17 protein-coding genes are annotated in these 19,062 nt (G+C 64.3%); 10 read left to right on the forward strand and 7 right to left on the reverse strand.

Features of this window, described 5'->3' with window-relative positions:
• Positions 1 to 117: 117 nt before the first annotated feature.
• From J1M86_RS02650 to J1M86_RS02665, 4 genes are all read right to left on the reverse strand, one after another.
• Positions 118 to 1,515: an ABC transporter substrate-binding protein gene (locus J1M86_RS02650; RefSeq protein WP_075839283.1), complete on the reverse strand. Its 1,398-nt coding sequence runs from the start codon at positions 1,513 to 1,515 to the stop codon at positions 118 to 120.
• Positions 1,516 to 1,557: 42 nt separating this feature from the next.
• Positions 1,558 to 1,938, reverse strand: coding sequence for a helix-turn-helix transcriptional regulator (locus J1M86_RS02655; RefSeq protein WP_075839333.1), 381 nt, complete (start codon positions 1,936 to 1,938; stop codon positions 1,558 to 1,560).
• A 93-nt stretch (positions 1,939 to 2,031) separates the two neighbouring features.
• Positions 2,032 to 2,856, reverse strand: a complete 825-nt coding sequence (locus tag J1M86_RS02660) for a spermidine synthase (protein WP_206508727.1) — start codon at positions 2,854 to 2,856, stop codon at positions 2,032 to 2,034.
• 12 nt (positions 2,857 to 2,868) lie between these two features.
• A complete protein-coding gene (locus J1M86_RS02665; RefSeq protein ID WP_206508728.1) occupies positions 2,869 to 3,549 on the reverse strand; it encodes a TetR/AcrR family transcriptional regulator in 681 nt (226 codons plus the stop codon).
• Positions 3,550 to 3,755: 206 nt separating this feature from the next.
• Between J1M86_RS02665 and J1M86_RS02670 the strand changes: the two genes are divergently transcribed.
• From J1M86_RS02670 to atzF, 5 genes are read left to right on the forward strand one after another with little or no spacing between them, the layout of a single operon-like run.
• Positions 3,756 to 5,306, forward strand: coding sequence for an amino acid permease (locus J1M86_RS02670; protein ID WP_206508729.1), 1,551 nt, complete (start codon positions 3,756 to 3,758; stop codon positions 5,304 to 5,306).
• A gap of 3 nt (positions 5,307 to 5,309) precedes the next feature.
• Positions 5,310 to 6,107 carry an urea amidolyase associated protein UAAP1 gene (locus J1M86_RS02675; protein WP_206508730.1) on the forward strand — a complete coding sequence of 266 codons (798 nt, stop codon included), beginning with the start codon at positions 5,310 to 5,312 and terminating at the stop codon, positions 6,105 to 6,107.
• Positions 6,104 to 6,727 carry an urea amidolyase associated protein UAAP2 gene (locus J1M86_RS02680; protein WP_206508731.1) on the forward strand — a complete coding sequence of 208 codons (624 nt, stop codon included), beginning with the start codon at positions 6,104 to 6,106 and terminating at the stop codon, positions 6,725 to 6,727. Before J1M86_RS02675 ends, J1M86_RS02680 begins: the two co-directional genes overlap by 4 nt.
• On the forward strand, positions 6,724 to 8,733 hold the full coding sequence (locus tag J1M86_RS02685; RefSeq protein WP_206508732.1) for a 5-oxoprolinase/urea amidolyase family protein: 2,010 nt from the start codon (positions 6,724 to 6,726) through the stop codon (positions 8,731 to 8,733). Before J1M86_RS02680 ends, J1M86_RS02685 begins: the two co-directional genes overlap by 4 nt.
• Positions 8,720 to 10,426, forward strand: a complete 1,707-nt coding sequence (gene atzF, locus J1M86_RS02690; RefSeq protein ID WP_206508733.1) for an allophanate hydrolase — start codon at positions 8,720 to 8,722, stop codon at positions 10,424 to 10,426. Before J1M86_RS02685 ends, atzF begins: the two co-directional genes overlap by 14 nt.
• A 76-nt stretch (positions 10,427 to 10,502) precedes the next feature.
• On the opposite strand, the gene J1M86_RS02695 is transcribed toward atzF, so the two are convergent.
• Positions 10,503 to 11,378: an SGNH/GDSL hydrolase family protein gene (locus J1M86_RS02695; RefSeq protein ID WP_206508734.1), complete on the reverse strand. Its 876-nt coding sequence runs from the start codon at positions 11,376 to 11,378 to the stop codon at positions 10,503 to 10,505.
• Between the two features lie 241 nt (positions 11,379 to 11,619).
• On the opposite strand from J1M86_RS02695, the gene J1M86_RS02700 reads away from it, so the two are divergent.
• From J1M86_RS02700 to J1M86_RS02715, 4 genes are all read left to right on the forward strand, one after another.
• The gene (locus J1M86_RS02700; protein ID WP_075839286.1) at positions 11,620 to 12,459 is read left to right on the forward strand and encodes an MBL fold metallo-hydrolase; all 840 of its coding nucleotides are present in this window, start codon (positions 11,620 to 11,622) and stop codon (positions 12,457 to 12,459) included.
• 2 nt (positions 12,460 to 12,461) lie between these two features.
• Positions 12,462 to 14,096: an alpha/beta-hydrolase family protein gene (locus J1M86_RS02705; RefSeq protein ID WP_206508735.1), complete on the forward strand. Its 1,635-nt coding sequence runs from the start codon at positions 12,462 to 12,464 to the stop codon at positions 14,094 to 14,096.
• 29 nt (positions 14,097 to 14,125) lie between these two features.
• On the forward strand, positions 14,126 to 14,290 hold the full coding sequence (locus J1M86_RS02710) for a hypothetical protein (RefSeq protein ID WP_187346748.1): 165 nt from the start codon (positions 14,126 to 14,128) through the stop codon (positions 14,288 to 14,290).
• Between the two features lie 75 nt (positions 14,291 to 14,365).
• Entirely contained in the window at positions 14,366 to 15,322 is a 957-nt protein-coding gene (locus J1M86_RS02715; RefSeq protein WP_206508736.1) for an NAD(P)/FAD-dependent oxidoreductase, read from the forward strand.
• Between the two features lie 10 nt (positions 15,323 to 15,332).
• Here the strand turns inward: J1M86_RS02715 and J1M86_RS02720 are convergent, their stop codons facing one another.
• The gene (locus J1M86_RS02720) at positions 15,333 to 16,055 is read right to left on the reverse strand and encodes a Clp protease N-terminal domain-containing protein (RefSeq protein ID WP_206508737.1); all 723 of its coding nucleotides are present in this window, start codon (positions 16,053 to 16,055) and stop codon (positions 15,333 to 15,335) included.
• 55 nt (positions 16,056 to 16,110) lie between these two features.
• Positions 16,111 to 16,650 carry a (3R)-hydroxyacyl-ACP dehydratase subunit HadA gene (gene hadA / locus J1M86_RS02725; RefSeq protein ID WP_075839288.1) on the reverse strand — a complete coding sequence of 180 codons (540 nt, stop codon included), beginning with the start codon at positions 16,648 to 16,650 and terminating at the stop codon, positions 16,111 to 16,113.
• Positions 16,651 to 16,833: 183 nt separating this feature from the next.
• Here hadA and J1M86_RS02730 point away from each other — a divergent pair, with 183 nt between their 5' ends.
• Positions 16,834 to 19,053 (forward strand): bifunctional diguanylate cyclase/phosphodiesterase, encoded by a 2,220-nt coding sequence (locus J1M86_RS02730; protein WP_206508738.1) that lies wholly within the window; start codon positions 16,834 to 16,836, stop codon positions 19,051 to 19,053.
• Positions 19,054 to 19,062: the final 9 nt, after the last annotated feature.

Here is a 19,062-nt window from a genome sequence, read left to right on the forward strand (position 1 = left end):
CGCTCCGCGCCTGGCGTCGATCCGGCACTTCTGTGCTCGTCGTCACACCCGACGATATGCGCGCCTGCGCAACGTGTCAATAAGTAGCGACACATCAACCTCTGGAAGGTGGCGCAGCTACCGTGGCCGAAAGATGCCCCGATGCGATTCCGCCAGGACGATGGCCGGCCCAGTTGCTTGCCCGTCGACGCGAGCCGCATTCGACTCCGTCATCAGACGCCGACGCAACGTCTCTTTGTCTGGTTCGCTGCCACTCGCGGCGAGTATTCGCCCGTACGCAGCAATGGCCTCGTACGTGGTCTCGGACAACGAACTCATCGGCGGCATAGGGCCGGCATGCAGGGTGTTGTATCGGTCTTCGAGGTCACGGTGAGTGTCGGTCGTGCCCTGGAAATAAGCGAATGCCGCCCATACTCCGTCAGCGGCGGACACGCCGATCAACTGCTGGGTTGCTTCGTCGAGCACCAGAGCCAACGTGCGTGTTTTCGATCGCAATCCTGCTTCGAAGCACTGTTGCTCGAACATGACCTCGTCATGGCCGACCAGGGACGACAAGATCAACTCCGCGCCGGAGTCTTCGATGGCACCGATAGTGGACGAAAAGTCTCGGGTGCCCAGCGGCAGATATGTATCGCCGAGTACCGAACCGTTGTTCTCCGCTGCAACCCGGCGCGCTGCCCAGTGCGCCCCGTAGGACCAGGAGTATCGGTGGCCAACGAAAAACCAAGTCCGGCTCCCGGTCTCGGACATCAGAGTCGGCATCCCGACACGCGCTTGAGCGAGCGGGCGTTCACCCAACCGCACGATTCCTGGACTCGGTCGCCCGCCTTCGTTGAGTACCGTGTGCACCAACAGCACGTCGGTGCTCTGCAAGGCGGAGGCGGCAGCGTTGAACGTGGCCGAGGTGACGCACGCGAAAATGATGCGGCACCCACTGCGGAGCAACCTGCGGGTAGCGGCAGCACCCGCCAGCGAGTCGGAGGCATCATCGCCGATCAACAACTCCATCGGAACACCGTTGACGCCGCCGTCGGCATTTATTTCATCGACGGCCAACTGCGCCAACGTCTCCGTGGCTTGCGCGAACACCGCAGCGGATCCGGACTTGCTCACCAACAGACCGATACGGTGGCGGTCCGGCCGCAGCGGTTCGGGCGGACCGTAACCACGCTTGTGCGCGAGCCACGCCACCCCGTCTTGATCCAAACTGGACTGCAGCACCAACCGCGTGCCGGTGCCGTCGGCGTGAAATCGTAGCGTCAAGCGGCCGCGCCACGGTTGGTGATGAACTATTGCCACCGATTTGCCGATGCGCACCGCGGCTACATGACCCAACAACGCGATCGGCGCACCGGAGGTACTATCTCCGCCCACTGGCAACGACACCGACACTGCAGCACCGACCACCAGCCGGGTGCACTCGAGGTCGAGAAGATCACCATCGAGAAACTTCTGAAAGGCAACCGCGGGCGGATGGGCGACGAAGATCTGCGCTGTCACTGACAAGTCGGACATCACGCCACCGCCATCATGACGGTTGGGGACGAACTTCCGATCTCACGCGCGTCGGCGAGCCCCGGCTTCCGACTCGGCACCGTCGGCCTGGCCAGTGCCGGGTGAATCGTTCGATGTTTGCGCCGCCACCAGCGAACGCTCGAGAACATCACGTAGAAACTGTAGAGCGTCGTTGGCAGGGCCCGCCGGGTCGATCGAGAAAAACCTGTTACGCCCTGCGCGCCGCTCGACCAATACCCCCGACGTCTTGAGCGCCTTCAAATGCGCCGACACGGTCGTGCGTCCCACCGAGGAGATATGTTCGCTGATGAATCCTGCGCTGCACTCTCCGTGAGAGGCCAAGGTATCCAGGATTTCGCGGCGGACCTGGTCGGCGAGGGCAGCGAACACCAGCTCCCGACTCTGCTGATCACCAACGTCCATCGCATATCCTTGCCTCATTGTGGACCGCACCCAAATAGGTCGATTGGCATCAACATATCGCATACCGTGAGTTCTCGAAACCCACATCCAAGATCAGGGCAAGTCGACAAGCACCTTCGCATCGCGGGCGAACTCACGCACCCGTTCGTCCGTCCAGACCTGGGCGGGCACTGCGCCGCCGAGCAGTTCGCGTGTCAGCGCCGGATCCCCACCGAGGGGCACATCACTTCCTGCGATGACCACGTTGCCGTACCGGCGACCTTTGAGCATTGCCGGGTCGGCGATCATCACCGTGTGCGGAAAGATGCTGCCGATCGTGGCGGCTTCGCGTTTGGTCGTGACGAGGTCGCGGGTGTCGCCACAGTTGACGACGTACATACCGCCGGGGGCGAGGACGCGTCGGACGTGCTCGGTGAACTCGACGGTCAGCAGCGGCGGCGGTGTCACGGCGCCGGCGAAGACGTCCCGGACGATCAGGTCTCGGCTGTCCTCGGTCAACGTTTCGGTGACCTCACGGGCGTCGCCGACGCGGATGCGCAGCAGCGGCGCGCGCGGTAGATCGAACCACTCCCGGACGAGTTCGGCCAGCCTGCCGTCGAGTTCGACGACCACCTGCCGTGCGTCGGGGTACTCGGCTGCGAAGCAGCGGGCGAGAGTGCATGCGCCGCCGCCGAGGTGCAGCGCGCGGAGTTTGTCGCTCGCGAACGGGTGATGACGAACGAGCCCGGCCATCCACCGCATGTACTCGAAGTCCAGTTGGGTGGGGTCGTCGATGTCGATGTGCGAGCTCGGTACGCCGTTGACGAGGATCGTCCAGCCGTCGGCGGTCAGGGTGTCGCGAACCAGTTCACATGTGCCGGTATCGGTGTCGTAGACCCCGGCGACGGGCCCCGATGACTGCTGCTTCTTCTTAGCCATCGGGTAGCTCGCTCACCGGTCCAGTATGGCGGTTCCGCGTTCGAGAAGGATTTCGGCTCCCGCGCGCACGGCGGCGATCGGTCCGGTGAACCCGAGAACCCGCACGGCGGCCTCGGCGATGACACTCGCGTAGTCGGCTCCTTCGGCATCACGGCCGTACTCGGTATCTGCTCGCGTGTTCACCACGCTCTCGACGAGCCGGAAGGGGAGATCCAAGACTCCCGGCACGGTTGATGCGGGTTCGGCGACGACTTCTGTGGCGATGGACCGGTACAGGTCCATCAACGCATACCGGTGGGCTCGGAATGTCGAGAAACGGTCCTCGCGCAGTTCCGGCAGGAGGTACAACGCACCGAGGTTCCATTTCGAGCGGCAGAGCTGGTCGGCGTCACACCACGCGAGGGCGTACATCTTCTCTACGGCCGGGGCATCGGAGTCGCGTACGGCGCGGCCCACCGCCAGGGGTTCGTCGACGGTTCCGCTCAGCAGCGAGTCCAGGAGCTCGTCCTTGTTGGCGAAGTGGTGATAGAGCGATGCCTGCCGCATGCCGACTGCGTCGGCGATCATCCGGGTGGAGGTGTTGGTGTAGCCGCGGGTGGTGAACAGTTCTGCGGCGGCGTCCCGTATCTCGTCTCGGGCGGTCTCACCCGGCCGCTTCTTCGTGCTCAACCTCGGTCGGCCTGCAGTGGTCATGCTGTACATCCTGGCATCGAATCGACTCGTGTGAAATTTCTGTCACTTGATTGAAATACAGGAAACACGGTTGTTTCACGAGTGCCGTCGTTCGATACATGCACGACACCCGAAAGGCATCACGGACGGGAAAACTATCGAGTGACAGAAACCCCGCACCGGCAGCGCAGACGGGCGGTCACTCTTCCTCTCATCAGGAGCCAGACATGAGCTCGACTACCCTGCCCGCACCCGAGGGCCCCACCAGCCCAACAATTTCAAGCCGCGATCACTCCGACCTTGCCGAGCTCGGCTACGAACAGCAGCTGCACCGCAAACTCGGCAAGTTCGCCTCGTTCGCCGCCGGATTCTCGTTCGTATCGATCCTGACCACCATCTTCCAGCTCTTCGCCCTCGGTTTCAGCTTCGGCGGACCCGCCTTCTTCTTCACCTGGCCCCTGGTGTTCCTCGGCCAGTTCATGGTTGCCCTCAACTTCGCGGAACTCGCAGCGCGATACCCGATTTCGGGCGCGATCTACCAGTGGTCGCGTCGCATGGGCGGGGAGATCGTCGGCTGGTTCGCAGGGTGGTTCATGATCATCGCGCAGATCGTGACCGCATCCGCTGCCGCCATCGCATTGCAGGTGGTCCTGCCCAGCATCTGGAGCGGCTTCCAACTCGTCGGCGACGACCCCGCCCTCACCTCACCCAGTGGAGCCACCAACGCCGTCATCCTCGGATCGGTGCTGCTGGTCATGACGACCAGCATCAACTCGATCGGCGTCAACTGGATGGCGCGCATCAACAGCATCGGCGTCACCTGCGAAATCGTCGGCGTCATCGCACTGGTGCTCGTGTTCTTCACCCACGCCCAGCGCGGTCCGCAGGTGGTACTCGACACCGGCGCTCCCGGTGCGGAATCCGGCTACATCTGGGCCTGGATCGTCTCGGGACTGATGGCCGCGTACGTCATGGTCGGATTCGGTTCGGCCGGTGAGCTCGCCGAGGAAACTCACAACCCGCGACGCGTCGCACCGCGCACCATCCGCCTCGCATTGTCCGCTTCCGCTCTGGGCGGCGGGTTGATGATCGTCGGCGCACTCATGGCGGCACCCTCACTGACCGACGGTAATCTCGCGACGCTGGGCCTGCCGTACGTCATCGACTCCATCCTGACCTCGCCGTGGGGAACTGTTCTGCTGGTCGATGTGGCAATCGCAGTCTTCATCTGCACCTTGGCAATTCAGACGGCGGCAACCCGCCTGATGTTCTCGATGGCCCGCGACGGACGGTTGCCGGGGTCGAAGCTGCTGTGCACGGTCAACCCCAGAACCGGAACGCCCATCGCGCCCGCCGTTCTCATCGGACTCGCCTGCATCGCAGTTCTGGCCGTCAACGTCGGCAACGCCGCCCTGTTCACCACACTCACCAGCGTGTGCATCGTGCTGATCTATCTCGCATACCTCATGGTCACCGTGCCGCTGCTGGTGCAGCGACTCAAAGGCTGGCCGAACGGCGGCATTGCGTTCGACGCCGAAGGAAACAAACTCTTCACCCTCGGACGTCTCGGAGTTCCCGTCAACCTCGTCGCAGTCCTCTACGGCGGGCTGATGGTGATCAACCTGTCCTGGCCGCGCGCCGAGATCTTCAACCCCACCGGAGAATTCCCGCTGCTTCAGTGGGCAGCGCCGCTCACCGTCCTCGCTGTTGTCATCGCCGGCATCGCCTGCTTTCCTCGCGGCAAGACCCATCCGCGTCCAGTCAACCTAGGAGCGTAAAGCATGAGTACCGCAACCACTCTCGCCGCGAAGGAACACGCACGCGCACAGGCCGCAGCAGTCGATGCGCCCGTCGCCCCTGATGGAATCGATGAACTCACCTGGGCCGAAACGGTCCCCGGCGGCCGCTACACCTCCAATGTGCTCGCCCGCGGAACTCGTCTACGACTACGCGACGTCGACGGCTCTGCTTGCGCCAACATCCTGCTCTACCGCGCCGATGCACCGTGGGAACGACTCAACGCCGCCGACACCGTAAAGGTTCCGTGGCAGGCGTACCTCGCTACCGGCCACCCCCTGCTCTCCGACCAGGGCCGCGTACTCGCCACCATCGTCGCCGACAGCTCCGGCCACCACGACGCCTTCTGCGGAACCACCTCGCAGGCCGCCAACGAGAACAAGTACGGCAGCGGCGCTCTGCATTCCGGATCCCCGGCCGGACGTGAACTGTTCACCGTGGCCGCGGCGAAACACGGCCTGTCGCAGCGTGACCTGCCCTCGCCGATCTCCTTATTCCAGGGAGTACACGTCGAATCCGACGGGGCCCTGGTCAGCACCGGATCCGCCGGCGCAGGTGCCGAGATCGATCTACTGATCCATCTGCCTGTCATCGTGCTACTCGCGAACACCGCGCACCCGCTCGATCCCTCACCGGAGTTCGCCACCACTGCAGTAGAGATTCTCGCCTGGGACGCAACCGAGGAACTACGGACGCTGCCCAACACCGAACCCGAATATCAGCGCGCAGTGCAAAACACCGAAAGCGCCTGGAAAGCTGCTGATCCGAAAGGCATTCGATGAGCACCACACTCGAACACACCATCATCCGAGACGAACTCGCCGACGCCCGGGCCCCGTGGTCTGCCGTCGTGCGAGCCGGCGACGTGCTGACGATGATCGACCTGCACGGCAATCAGGCAGTCGACACCTTGCTCTACGCCGCCCACGATCACAGCATCCGATACAGCGCGTCGGCCACCGTCACCGCTCAGCGCAATCTGTTTCTCACCACCGGGACCGTGCTGCGCAGCGACGACTCGACACCGCTGATGACGATCGTCGCCGACGAGGTGGGCAATCACGACACCGTCGGCGGGGCCTGCTCACAGGAGTCGAACACGTTGCGCTACGGCCACCACACCAAACATCAACACGCCTGTGTGGAGAACTTCCTCATCGAGGGCGCGAAGTGGGGGCTCGGCAAACGCGATCTCGTCTCCAACATCAACTTCTTCATGAACGTGCCCGTGGACCCCGACGGCACCCTCGGCATCGTCGACGGTTTGTCCGCACCGGGCAAGTCTCTGTCGCTGCGAGCCGAGACGGACACCCTCGTGCTCGTTTCGAACTGCCCGCAGATCAACAACCCCTGCAACGGTTTCGACCCCACGGCAGTGCGGATGGTCGTGACGCGGTCATGAGCACCACCAAGATGGCCGTGGTTCGGCCAGGGATACTGACCACCGTGCAGGACTGGCCGGGACGTATCGGCTACTGGAAAGTGGGTGTGCCGCCATCCGGGCCGATGGACGACCTGTCCTTCAGGCTGGGCAATGTCGCACTCGGAAACCCGGAAGGCGCAGCAGGACTCGAATCGGCGATGTCCGGTCCGGCCCTGACCTTCGACGCCGACACCTACGTGTGCGTCACCGGGGCCGACGTACCGGTGACGATCGACGGGCACAGCGCCGAGCAGTGGCGTCCACTCCTCGTCCCCGCCGGAGCAACCCTCGACGTCGGCACGAGCAACGGAGCCGGGTTGCGCGTCTACGTCACCATCCAGGGATCGATGGAGATCGACGACTACCTGGGTAGCGCAGCGACATTCACCCTCGGTAAGTTCGGCGGACTCCGCGGCGGAACCCTCACAGAGGGAGACATCATCGAGATCGTCGGTGCCGCCGACCCGTCGAATCTCCGCTCTGTCCCGATGGAGCACCGGCCCGTGCTGACGTCGAAGTGGGAGGTCGCCGTCACCGAGGGTCCGCACGGCGCACCGGACTTCTTCACCCGCGCCGATATGGAAACCCTGTTCGCCACCGACTACGAGGTTCACTTCAACTCCGACCGCACCGGTGTGCGACTGATCGGTCCCAAGCCCGAGTGGGCGCGCCAGGACGGCGGCGAAGCCGGTCTGCACCCGTCGAACATTCACGACAACGCGTACTCCGTCGGCGCACTCGATTTCACCGGTGACACTCCGATTCTGCTGGGCCCGGACGGCCCGAGTCTCGGCGGCTTCGTCTGTCCTGTCACCGTCGTCGCCGCCGAGCGCTGGAAGCTCGGACAACTCAAAGCCGGTGACACCATCCGCTTCGTCCCCATCAGAGCGGCGAACGCCGCTGCACTGGGCGCACTCGGCGTCGAGCGTCGGGCGTCGTTTCCTGTTGTGTTCTCGAGCGGAGGCGACGGTGACGACGGTGTCATCGCGCGCCGCGAAGCCGAGACAGCGGTGACCTACCGCAGATCCGGTGACGACAACGTCCTGGTGGAGTACGGCGATATGACGCTGGATCTGGCGTTGCGCGCACGAGCGCACGCGCTGCACGAACGAATCGAGGCAATTGCGCCGACCGGCCTGCTGGATCTGACCCCGGGCATCAGGTCACTGCAGGTCAAGGTCGATCCGGACGTGCTGCCGATTTCGACGCTGATGGGACTGCTCGCCGAGGTCGAGGACGATCTACCCGCGGCCTCGGAACTGGTGGTGACGTCACGAACCGTGCGGATGCCGCTGTCCTGGGACGACCCGTCCACTCGCGAGGCGATCCAGCGATACATGCACGGCGTGCGCGCGGACGCCCCGTGGTGCCCGTGGAACATCGAGTTCATCCGCCGTATGAACGGACTCGACACTGTCGCAGACGTATTCGACACCGTGTTCGCTGCCGACTACATGGTTCTGGGGTTGGGCGATGTCTATCTCGGCGCACCCGTCGCGACTCCACTCGACCCACGCCACCGGCTGGTGACCACCAAATACAACCCGGCACGCACCTGGACGCCGGAGAACGCCGTCGGGATCGGCGGCGCATACCTGTGCATCTACGGCATGGAAGGCCCCGGCGGATATCAGTTCGTGGGCCGCACCACGCAGGTGTGGAACCATCGTTACCCCGAGCGAAGCGGTTCGTTCGAGGCCGAAAGTCCCTGGCTGTTGCGGTTCTTCGACCGCATCTCCTGGTATCCGGTGGAACCGGAGGAACTGATGGACCTGCGCGCCGATACCGCAGCCGGCCGCGATGGGGGTGTGGAGATCACCGACGGCGAGTTCTCCCTCGCCGAGCACGACAACTTCCTCGCCGACAATCACGACTCGATCGAAGAGTTCCGCGCGATGCAGGCTATAGCGTTCGACGCCGAACGCACAGCATGGTCCGCGGCCGGCGAATTCACCACGAAGGGCGATACCGATGCAGCAGTATGACGTGATGGAGCGGGTTCGGCAGGCTTACAAAGAGATTGTCGAGGTCGATCGGCCCGAGGTGTGGATCACGCTGCGCGAGGAGGCCGATGTACTCGCCGAGGCCGAGGCACTGGATCCGTCGCTTCCGTTAGCGGGGTTACTTGTCGCCGTCAAGGACAATGTCGATGTCGCCGGTCTTCCGACAACGGCTGCATGCCCCGACTTCGCCTACACGCCTGACGCATCCGCGACTGCGGTTGCACGCCTCGTCGAGCAAGGCGCCCTGATACTCGGCAAGACCAACCTGGACCAGTTTGCGACCGGTCTGGTCGGAACCCGCAGTCCGTACGGCGCGGTTCGCTGCGCCTGGGACCCGGAGCTCGTTTCCGGTGGTTCGAGTTCCGGTTCCGCTGTTGCCGTCTCACTAGGCATAGTGGACATCGGAATCGGCACCGACACAGCGGGCTCCGGACGGGTACCTGCCGCGTTTCACAATCTCGTCGGGATCAAGACGACTCTCGGTGTGGTTCCCACGACGGGAGTGGTGCCCGCCTGCGCCGACTACGATTGCGTCACCGTGCTCGCCCGCGATCTCGATACCGCAGCGGCAGCGACTCGCGTGATGATCGGGTACGACGAACTCGACGTTCGCAGCCGCACATGGCCGGCCGATGTCACACTCGCCCCGGCACGAGCGCCGCGACTCGCCGTGCCCAGGCCAGAGGACCTCACCGCACTGAGCCCGGAGTACCGCGATGCGTTCGACAGGACCGTCGCTGCACTCGTATCCAAGGGCATCGATCATGCCGAGGTGGACATTTCGGTTCTTCTCGACGCCGCGACGCTGCTCTACGACGGAGCAATCGTGGCGGGGCGGTATTCGGCTGTCGGGGAGTTCCTCGCCACCGAGCCCGCGTCCGCCGACCCGACGGTGGCGCGGATCGTCGGCGGGGCGGCCGAGCCGTCGGCGCATCGGTATGTCGACGACCTCGCCACCATTGCGGCCGGAAAGCGTTGCACTGCACAGCTTCTGGAAGGTTTCGACGGGTTACTTCTGCCTACCACCACCGAACACCCGTCCATCGCTGCTGTACAGGCAGATCCGCTGGGCATCAACCGGCGCCTCGGTACGTTCACCAACTTCTGCAACCTGCTGGACATGGCGGCCGTCGCCGTCCCGGGGGCGCCTACAGCTGCGGGCGATCCATTCGGGGTCATGGTGGTGGTACCGGCATTCGCCGATCAGGTGGCCGTCGATATCTGCGCACGTATCGTCGACGCGGATGCACCGGTGCTGGTGGACGAGGGCACCGAAGTACTGGTCGTCGGCGCGCATCTATCCGGCTTCCCGGTACACCATCAACTCGACGGTGCGCGTTTCACCGGGCACGTGCACACCTCCGACGCCTATCGAATGGTGGATCTGGGCACCACGCCGCCGAAACCGGGCCTCGTCCGACACGGCGATGGACTCGGTGCGCCCATTGCCGGTGAGCTGTACCGGATGTCCGCCGCCGCACTGGGAACGTTTCTCGCCGGGCTGCCCGTACCGATGGGCCTGACCAAGATCGAACTCGCCGACGGGCGCTGGGTCACCGGGTTCTGCTGCGCTCTCGACGCCGCGCAGAACAGCGAGGACATCACCGAGTTCGGTGGGTGGCGTGCGTATACGGCCGCCAGGCGACCGAACCCCGCACCCCTTTTGCAGACCTAGGTGCCGAGCTCGGACGTGAACGGGGCTTGCAGGTCGGCAAGAACGGTGCGAGGTTCAGCGTGGGGCGGGTCATACATCAGTTCAGCGACGCCGCGATCTCCTGGGCGAACGCGGCCATCCCGGCTGCTGTCGGGTGCAGAGGCGCTGCGGGGTTCGCCGGTATGACCCCTTCGAGGTAACGCTCGGCGGGCTCGGCGCAGCCATCGTGGCCGATGCTGATCTCGCGAACATCGACGAACCTCGCGCCGTGTTCCTCCGCTTCCCGCGCGAGCGCATCGTTCATCTTGTCTACGCTCGCCTGCAGGTAGTCGGCATCGCGGGCCCAGACGGGCTGGGTTCCGTAGCAGCCGCCGGGCTGCACGTAGGTGCCGTACCCGACGACGAGGACCTCCGCGTTCGGTGCGCGCTCACCGATCGCGGCGAACACCTCACCCCACCTCGGCGCCGCTGCCTCGATCGCTTCGGCGACGATGTCGGTGCCGCCGGCGGTAAGCGTGTCCGCGCAGGAGACACCTACTGGTTCGGCTGAGAAGTTGATGCAGTTGCGCGCCGTCGAAACCAGTTGGACGTCGTTACCGCCGATGGTGATGGTCACCAGATCCGTCTCGGGGGAGAGGGCGTCGATCTGTAATGGAACCGGTCCGCTGCCGGTCGGCTGCTCGACGGAGGTGACATGCTCCGAACGTGCACTCGAGCACGAAACGTCGACGAACGACGCCGTCTCGATCAACCCGGACAGCACGTGCGGATAGTTCGAGTTCGATCGCAGGCATCCGGGTGTTCCGGCCGAATCGGGGATCAGCGGACCCGCTGCTGCGGAATCACCCAGGGCGACGTAGTCGATGGGTGTGGGTTGTTCCAGAGGTTGCTCCAGAGGCTGCGCCTCGGTTGCCGCCGAGCAGCTCATCGAAGCCGCTAGTGCCAGTACACCCACACCTATGAATCGACGCATGAAACTCACGCTACGCGAGCACAAGAGTCTTCGGAGCTGCCCTTGCGACCCGATTCGCCGGTACCCTCGAACAGGTTCACCACGTACACATACGAAGGGCGCACGTTTCATGATCACCAATTTCGTCAATCTCATTCTCGGCAGCATCGGATCCATCTCGGCTGGCAGCAGCGGCTTCGAACTCGCACCGGGAGTACTTCCCTTCGGTCTCTAGATCGACCAGTTCAGGGCGGCTGAATTCATGGGCGACGATCTACCCATCTGCGTCACCTGCGGCGTTCAGTACGCACTCGACGCCGCAGGTGAGCGCCCGATCCACTGCATGATCTGCGAGGAAGAGCGCCAGTACGTCGGTTACGACGGGCAACAGTGGACATCACTGTCGTTGCTCCGGGAGCAGGGTCGCCGCGTGGACGTTCGGGAGGAAGTGCCCGGGCTGTGGGGGCTTGCCACGGCACCTGCCCTCGGTATCGGCCAACGTGCGCTCCTCGTCCCCGGAGAGGGCGGCACGGTCATGTGGGATTCGATCTCCTACATCGACGACGACGCAATCGCACGGGTCACCGAACTCGGCGGCATCTCCGCCATCGCGCTCTCGCATCCCCACTTCTTCAGTTCGATGGTCGAATGGTCGCGCGCATTCGGCGACGTACCCATCTACGTTCACGAGCGTGACGCATCGTGGGTCACCAGGAACGAGAACGTCGTGCTGTGGTCGGGTCCGCGACACGAGATCGTTCCTGGACGGACCCTGATCAACGCGGGCGTTCATTTCGCCGGCGGCACCGTCATGCACTGGGATTCGGGGTTGGACGGTCGCGGCGCCCTCTGCGCGAGCGACATCTTCACCGTCGTCGCCGACCGACGCTGGGTCGGGTTCATGTACAGCTACCCGAATCTGATCCCCGAACACCCCGACACCATCACCAAGGCCCTCGAACTGATCGCGCCCTACCGCTTCGAAGCGCTGTACGGAGGTTGGTGGGACCGAGTCATCACCGAGGACGCCCACGCTCGTGTGATCGCCTCGGCACAGCGGTATCTCGATCACATCGGTGCAGATCAGCGCTCTACTATGTGACGATGCACAAGCTGCGGCAGTTCGTTTCACGGCTCGAGCCAGTCGGATTGTTCGTCGGCATCATCTTCTTCGCGTTCTCGATGACACCATCCCTGCTGCCCCGCGCCTGGTATCTGCAGGGCGTCGCGACCGGCATCAGCATGGCCACCGGATACGGCGTCGGATGCCTGCTGGTGTGGGTGGCGCACTGGTTCGGCATTCGCCCGAACTTCTCGCCGAAGACCAGGCGATACGGCCGGTGGGGTGTCGCGGCGACCGCAGCTGTCGTCGTTCCTCTGTTCTTGATTCTCGGCTCGTGGTGGCAGCGCATCGTTCGACAACTCGTGGACGTGGAGGATCCCGGCCGTGTGCTCTACCTGGGCGTTCTTGCCGTTGCGATTCTCATCGCCCTATTGCTGTTGGCCATGGCACGTGGTTTGCGCTGGTGCGCCCGGTATCTCACCACCAAGTTCACCCGGATCGTCCCACTACCCGTTGCGAAGGCAGTCGCAGTCGGCCTCGTTGCTCTGTTGACGCTGTTCGTGATCAACGGCGCCGTCAACAATGTTCTCATCGCGGCTGTCTCGAGCTCCTCCGAAATCGCCGACAAGGGCAACCATCCCGGAGTCGAACAACCCATGTCTCCGGAGAACTCAGGTTCGCCGGAGTCCAACGAGGCCTGGGACACACTGGGTATGGAGGGCAGGCGCTTCGTCTCCTCGGGTCCCACTGCCGAACAGATCGAGCAGTTCACCGGTGAACCCGCACCCACACCCATTCGCGTCTATGCCGGAGCGGAGGGTGAGGACTCGATCGAGGCCACCGCCGATCGGGTGGTCGAGGAGCTCGAACGCACAGGCGCTTTCGACCGCGCAGTTCTCGCCGTCGCCACCACCACCGGGCGCGGGTGGGTCAACGAATCCGTCGCCGGTTCGCTCGAGTACATGTACGGCGGTGACACCGCGATCGCCTCGATGCAGTACTCGTTCCTGCCCAGTCCGATAGCGTTCCTCGCCGACCGGGAGTCACCTCGCAGGGCTGGTCGGGCACTGTTCGACCGCGTCTACGACGCCGTGCAGGACCGCCCGGAAGAGGCGCGCCCCAAGCTGGTGTCCTTCGGGGAGAGCCTCGGCGCCTACGGCGGACAGGACGCCTTCGGTGGTGCGCGAGACATGGTCGCGCGAACGGACGGCGCTCTGTGGGTGGGCAATCCGAACTTCACGAGGCAGTGGGCCGAGATCACCGCTGATCGTGACGCGGGCTCGCGCGAGATTCTCCCGATCATCGACGACGGCATGTATGTGCGCTTCGCCGGCCGCCCGAGCGATCTCGATCTCGGCACCCCGTGGGAGCAGCCCAGGGTGATCTACTGGCAACACGCGTCCGATCCGATCACGTGGTGGTCGTCGAGTCTGATCCTGCATCGACCGGACTGGCTGCGTGAGCCGCGCGGCGTCGATGTCGATCCCGGAGTGCGATGGTTCCCGTTCGTCACGTTCTGGCAGACCACGTTCGACATGGTGTTCTCCACAGATGTACCGCAGGGCTACGGCCACAACTACGGCGAGGATGCCGTCGAGCTGTGGGCCGCGATACTGCAGCCCGACGGTTGGACCGAGCAGGACACCGAGCGGCTGCGCGAGATCGTCGCGGGTTGAGTCTCGCCCGTCCGGGGTATCGGGAGGTCATGACAGATGACAAGCACACCGACCCGAAAACCACCGATGTCGGCACCGCACCCGAGGGCGCCGACGCCGATGTCCAGTCCGACCCGGCCTCGGGTGGAAATACGAGCGAATGGACCGACGAGGGCGGCGCGACCGCCGAGGGTCCCGCTACCGACACCGAATAGCACCACACCTCGCTCGGGTTTGCTATTTCGGCAAATAACATTGCCATAGGGCATTGCGGGCACCACAGTTGTCTCATGACAACGACACCCGAATACGACGTGATCATCATCGGCGGCGGCGCTGCCGGCCTGGCCTCGGCTGTGACACTCGCCCGGGCCCGCCGACGCGTCCTCGTCGTCGATGCAGGCGCGCCGCGCAACGCACCCGCCGAGCACGCACACAACTACCTCGGACTCGAGGGTGTGCCACCGCTGGAACTGCTGCAGAAAGGACGCGAGGAAGCTGCGTCGTACGGCGCCGAACTCCGCGAAGGTTTCGCGGCGAAGGTATCGGGTTCGATCGACAGCTTCGCCGTCACGCTCGCTGACGACGCCGAGATAACTGCGCGTCGACTTCTGATCACCACCGGATTGACCGACGAGCTACCCGACATCCCCGGCCTGGCCGAGCGGTGGGGCCGCGACGTGCTGCACTGCCCCTTCTGTCACGGATGGGAAGTCCGCAACGACACCGTCGGCATCATCGGAAGTCCCTTCGGCGTGCATCAGGCGCTGATGTGGCGGCAGTGGACCGACAGCGTCGTGCTCTTCGCCGGAGACTTCGAACCCACCGAGGAGGAGTACGAGAAACTGGCGGCGCGAGATATCGGCGTCGTGACAGACAAGATCGCGGGACTTGCTGTCCACGAGGACGCGCTGACCGGAGTGCAATTGGTCTCGGGCACAACAGTTCCGCTGCAGGCCGTGGTCACCAAGCCGACATTTCGGGCCAATGCGAGCATTCTGTCCGACCTGGGTCTCGACGTCACCGAGGCGATGATGGGCGAGGTACCCATGGGCGCGACATTCGTCGCGACGGACGAAAAGGGGGCCACTTCGGTTGCCGGTGTCCACGCCGCCGGGAACGTTGCCGCCCCCATGGAGAACCTCATCGGCTCCGCAGCGGCAGGTGTGCGCGTGGCCGGCGGCATCATCGCGGACCTCATCGATGCGGACGTGAAGCTGGCAGTGCAGGAGCGAGCACGCGCCTAGGGCTTCAAGGTCAGGGCTCGAGGAAGGGCGCGAGAGCCTCGATGAGCTCGCGCTCCACGGTTGCCTTCTCGACCCCGAGTTCGGCGAGCACACCGGCACCGTTCTCGTGTTCGAGCAGAGCAAGCAGCAGGTGTTCGGTCCCGATGTAGTTGTGGCCCAACCGAAGAGCCTCCCGAAAAGTGAGCTCCAAGACCTTCTTGGCATCGGCGTCGTAGGGTACGAGCCCCGGTACTTCGGCGGCCTTCTCGGGCAATCTCGGCGCGATCGCCTCGCGGACCACGCTCTCGGTTCGCCCCGAGGAGAGCAGGAATCTCGTACCCAGCGAATCCTTCTCGCTCAGCAATCCGAGGACGAGGTGCTCGGGAGCGATCGCGTCGTTGCCCGCCGCCTGGGCCTCGACCTGCGACGCCACCACCACGTTCTTCGCGCGCGTGGTGAATCGCCGGAATCCCTGGCTCGGATCGAGGTCCGACTCCGCCCCTTTCGGCACGAAACGCTTCTGCGCTGCCTGCTTGCTGACGCCCATACTTCGGCCGATCTCGGTCCACGACGCGCCGGAGCGACGGGCCTGGTCCACGAAGTGGCCGATCAGGTGATCGGCAAGATCACCGAGCGAATCGGCCGCGAGGACGGCGTCGGACAGTTGCTCGAGTTCGTCGTCGTGCACCTTCTTGATGGCGTCGATCAGATCGTCGAGACGGACGGGGAGGGCGGCTTTCGCTGGCTCGGTCATTCGTCAACCATAAGTTGACGAAGAACTAGCGTCAACCCTGAGTTGACGATCGAGGTCAGGGCGTCGGCGAGCCCACCGTGCCGGCCATCATGATCTGCTCCACGTAGTGCATGAAGTTCTCGGGCGTCGACACCTCGGCGGACGCAGCGAGAGTGGTCATCGCGGTAAGAATCGGCTGATCTCGCTGATCGAATATGTCGTTCTCCACCACGATCAGATCCGCGCCCACCGCTCTGCGCGCCGACACCACCGACACCTCACAGCTGAGCCGATCGCCCGCATGCAGCGGCCGGTGAAAGGTGAACTTCTGATCGACCTGCAGTATCTGCGGCATCGAATAGCAGCTCAACGTCTCCTCGAACAGGCGACGCTGGGCGACGAACGCGATGAGAGACATGAAGGTGGGCGGAGCGATGATCGAGTCGTAACCGAGATCCCGCGCAGCCTCGGTGTCGTAGTGAGCCGGGTGAAAATTGTGTACGGCCTTGGCGAACTCTTCCACCTTCGCCTTGCCGACCTCGTACACATCGTCGATGCGATAACTGCGTCCGACCATGGCGCGTACCTGCCCTGGCACATCGTCCGTTTCACTCATGTGTCGGATTTTACGCGCCCGGCGACACCCCACAGCGCAGGCAATATCGCGGGTGCCGAACAGCAGCGCTACACGCGTTCGGCAGCAGTTCTACAGTAATCTGAACGTTCTACAGTAATCTGCACGGGGGCGAGCTTGACGAGCGGTTCGTGAACAACTGTGAGCAGGCGAGGAGGGCCTTCGATGGACGCGAAGGCCCCGCTGTTGGGCAGAATGCCCTACGGAGTTCTGCGTACCGTCGGGCTCGCGGCCGTGGTCATTGCCGCCGGTATCCTCTTCTACCTCGGCAGCGCACCGATACGCACCGTGGTCCTCGGGGGGTTCGCCGTCGGTTCGATCCTCGCGATCGGCGTCGGCATACGGCGATACACCCCCACCGATGCCACCTCCTGGTGGTGCCTGTTCGCTGCCGCCATATTCTTTCTTGTGGGAGTCGGCCTACGCAGCGATCCGACCATCTACCCCACCGACATCTCCGCGGTCTCCAATGTCTTCACCCTCGCCGGCTACGCGGCGATCGGAACCGCACTCGCCCGCTGGATCCTCGAACGGCGCTCACGCGACGACATCACCCCGCTCATCGATGCGGCCTTGATCGCGCTCGGAACCTTCTTCCTGTCCTGGATCCTGTTCATCTCGCCGCTCCTCGACAGCGACGTGGGAATGCTGGCAGCGGTGACGAACGGTACCTATCCGGCCGTCGACGCCGGCATGATCACCTTGATCACCTACTTGCTCGTCTCCGCCGAACGTCGCAATCGGTCGCTGAGCCTGCTTCTGGTGGCGCTTCTGTTCGTCTTCGCCGGTGACGTCGCGTACGCATACTTCCTTTCCAGCGAACAATCGCCGACTGCGGGACTGCTCGACGGCATCTACCTCCTCGCGTACGCATCGCTCGCGCTCGCAGCGCTCGATCCACACATGGCCGCCATGTCGCAGCCGAGACACCTCGCTCCGCGCAGCCGCAGCCGCATCGCGTTCCTCGTCGTTCTGCTGGCGGTGTGCGCGGCGATACCGTTGCTCGGTACGGCCGTGTCCACCAGCGATATGGCCGTCCGGTCGACATTGCTCTCGGTCATCCTCATCGGCATCTTCCTACGCGGGGAGCGAGCGATGAGTCTGATGGAACACAGCGAGGACGACGCCCGCTATCGGGCCGCTCACGACGTGTTGACCGGACTACCGAATCGCACGATGCTGCGCGAGCAGTTTCATCGCTTGGACTCCGAGGACACGCCAGGGCGGATCTTCGTCCTGTTCGTCGACCTCGACAACTTCAAGATGGTCAACGACTCCTACGGACACCGCGTCGGCGACGAGATGCTCGCCGCCGCCGCACACCGCATCCGCGCGACCGTGCGTCCGTCGGACACCGTCGTTCGGTATGCAGGAGACGAGTTCGTCGTCATCGGTCGCTGCACCCGACCGGACGTGGAGGAACTGGCGCGGTCCCTGGTCACGCGATTGTCGGAACCTTTCGTGCTCAGCGCCGCCAGTGCCTACATCACGGCCTCGATCGGTATCGCTGCGGCGGGAAACAGAGCGGGCGCCCTCGACGACCTCATACGCGAGGCAGACACCGCGATGTACCACGCGAAATCGCAGGGCGCGGCCCGGTCCGCCTTCTTCGACGAGTCGCTGCGAGCGTCGTCGACGGCGGCGATACAGACCGCAACTGCTCTCCGCGGAGCAGCCAAACGCGGCGAGCTGGTGGTGCACTACCAGCCGATCGTCATGACCTCGACACGTGAGACCGTGGTCTACGAGGCCCTTGTCCGCTGGCAGCACGGCGGCAGACTGCGCGGCCCCGGCGAGTTCGTCGCCATCGCAGAATCGACGAACCTCATCGGCGAGATCGGTGAAGAAGTACTGCGCACTGCACTCGACGACCTGACGGCGTTACGCGCAGCCGGTCAGGAAGTAACCATGTCCGTCAACGTCTCACCGGTGCAACTGCGCGACGACTCGCTACCGGACCTCGTCGCCCACCTCCTCGCGGAGCGGGGTCTGCGAGGCGAGGATCTCGCCCTCGAAGTCACCGAAACAGCCCTGATCGACGACATGTTCACGGCCAAGACCATCTTGGACCGGCTCGCCGCGATGAACGTGCTCATCGTGCTCGACGACTTCGGCGTCGGATACTCCTCGCTCAGCCGGTTACGTGAACTACCGATCGGGCTGCTGAAGATCGACCGATCCTTCGTCGCCGAGATCGGCACATCGCCGACGGCCGATTCGCTCGTCACCGCCATCGCGTCCATGGCCCGTGCACTGCCGGTGTCCATCGTCGCCGAGGGTGTCGAAACCGAAGAGCAGGCATGCGCGATCGAAACGCTGCGCTGCCGATTCGCCCAGGGCTATCTGTACGGCAAGCCCGCGCCGCTGCGGCATTGGCTGAAGTAGGGCGAATAC

Source organism: Rhodococcus sp. KRD197 (genome assembly GCF_017168235.1).
In the GTDB taxonomy this organism is placed as follows: domain Bacteria; phylum Actinomycetota; class Actinomycetes; order Mycobacteriales; family Mycobacteriaceae; genus Rhodococcoides.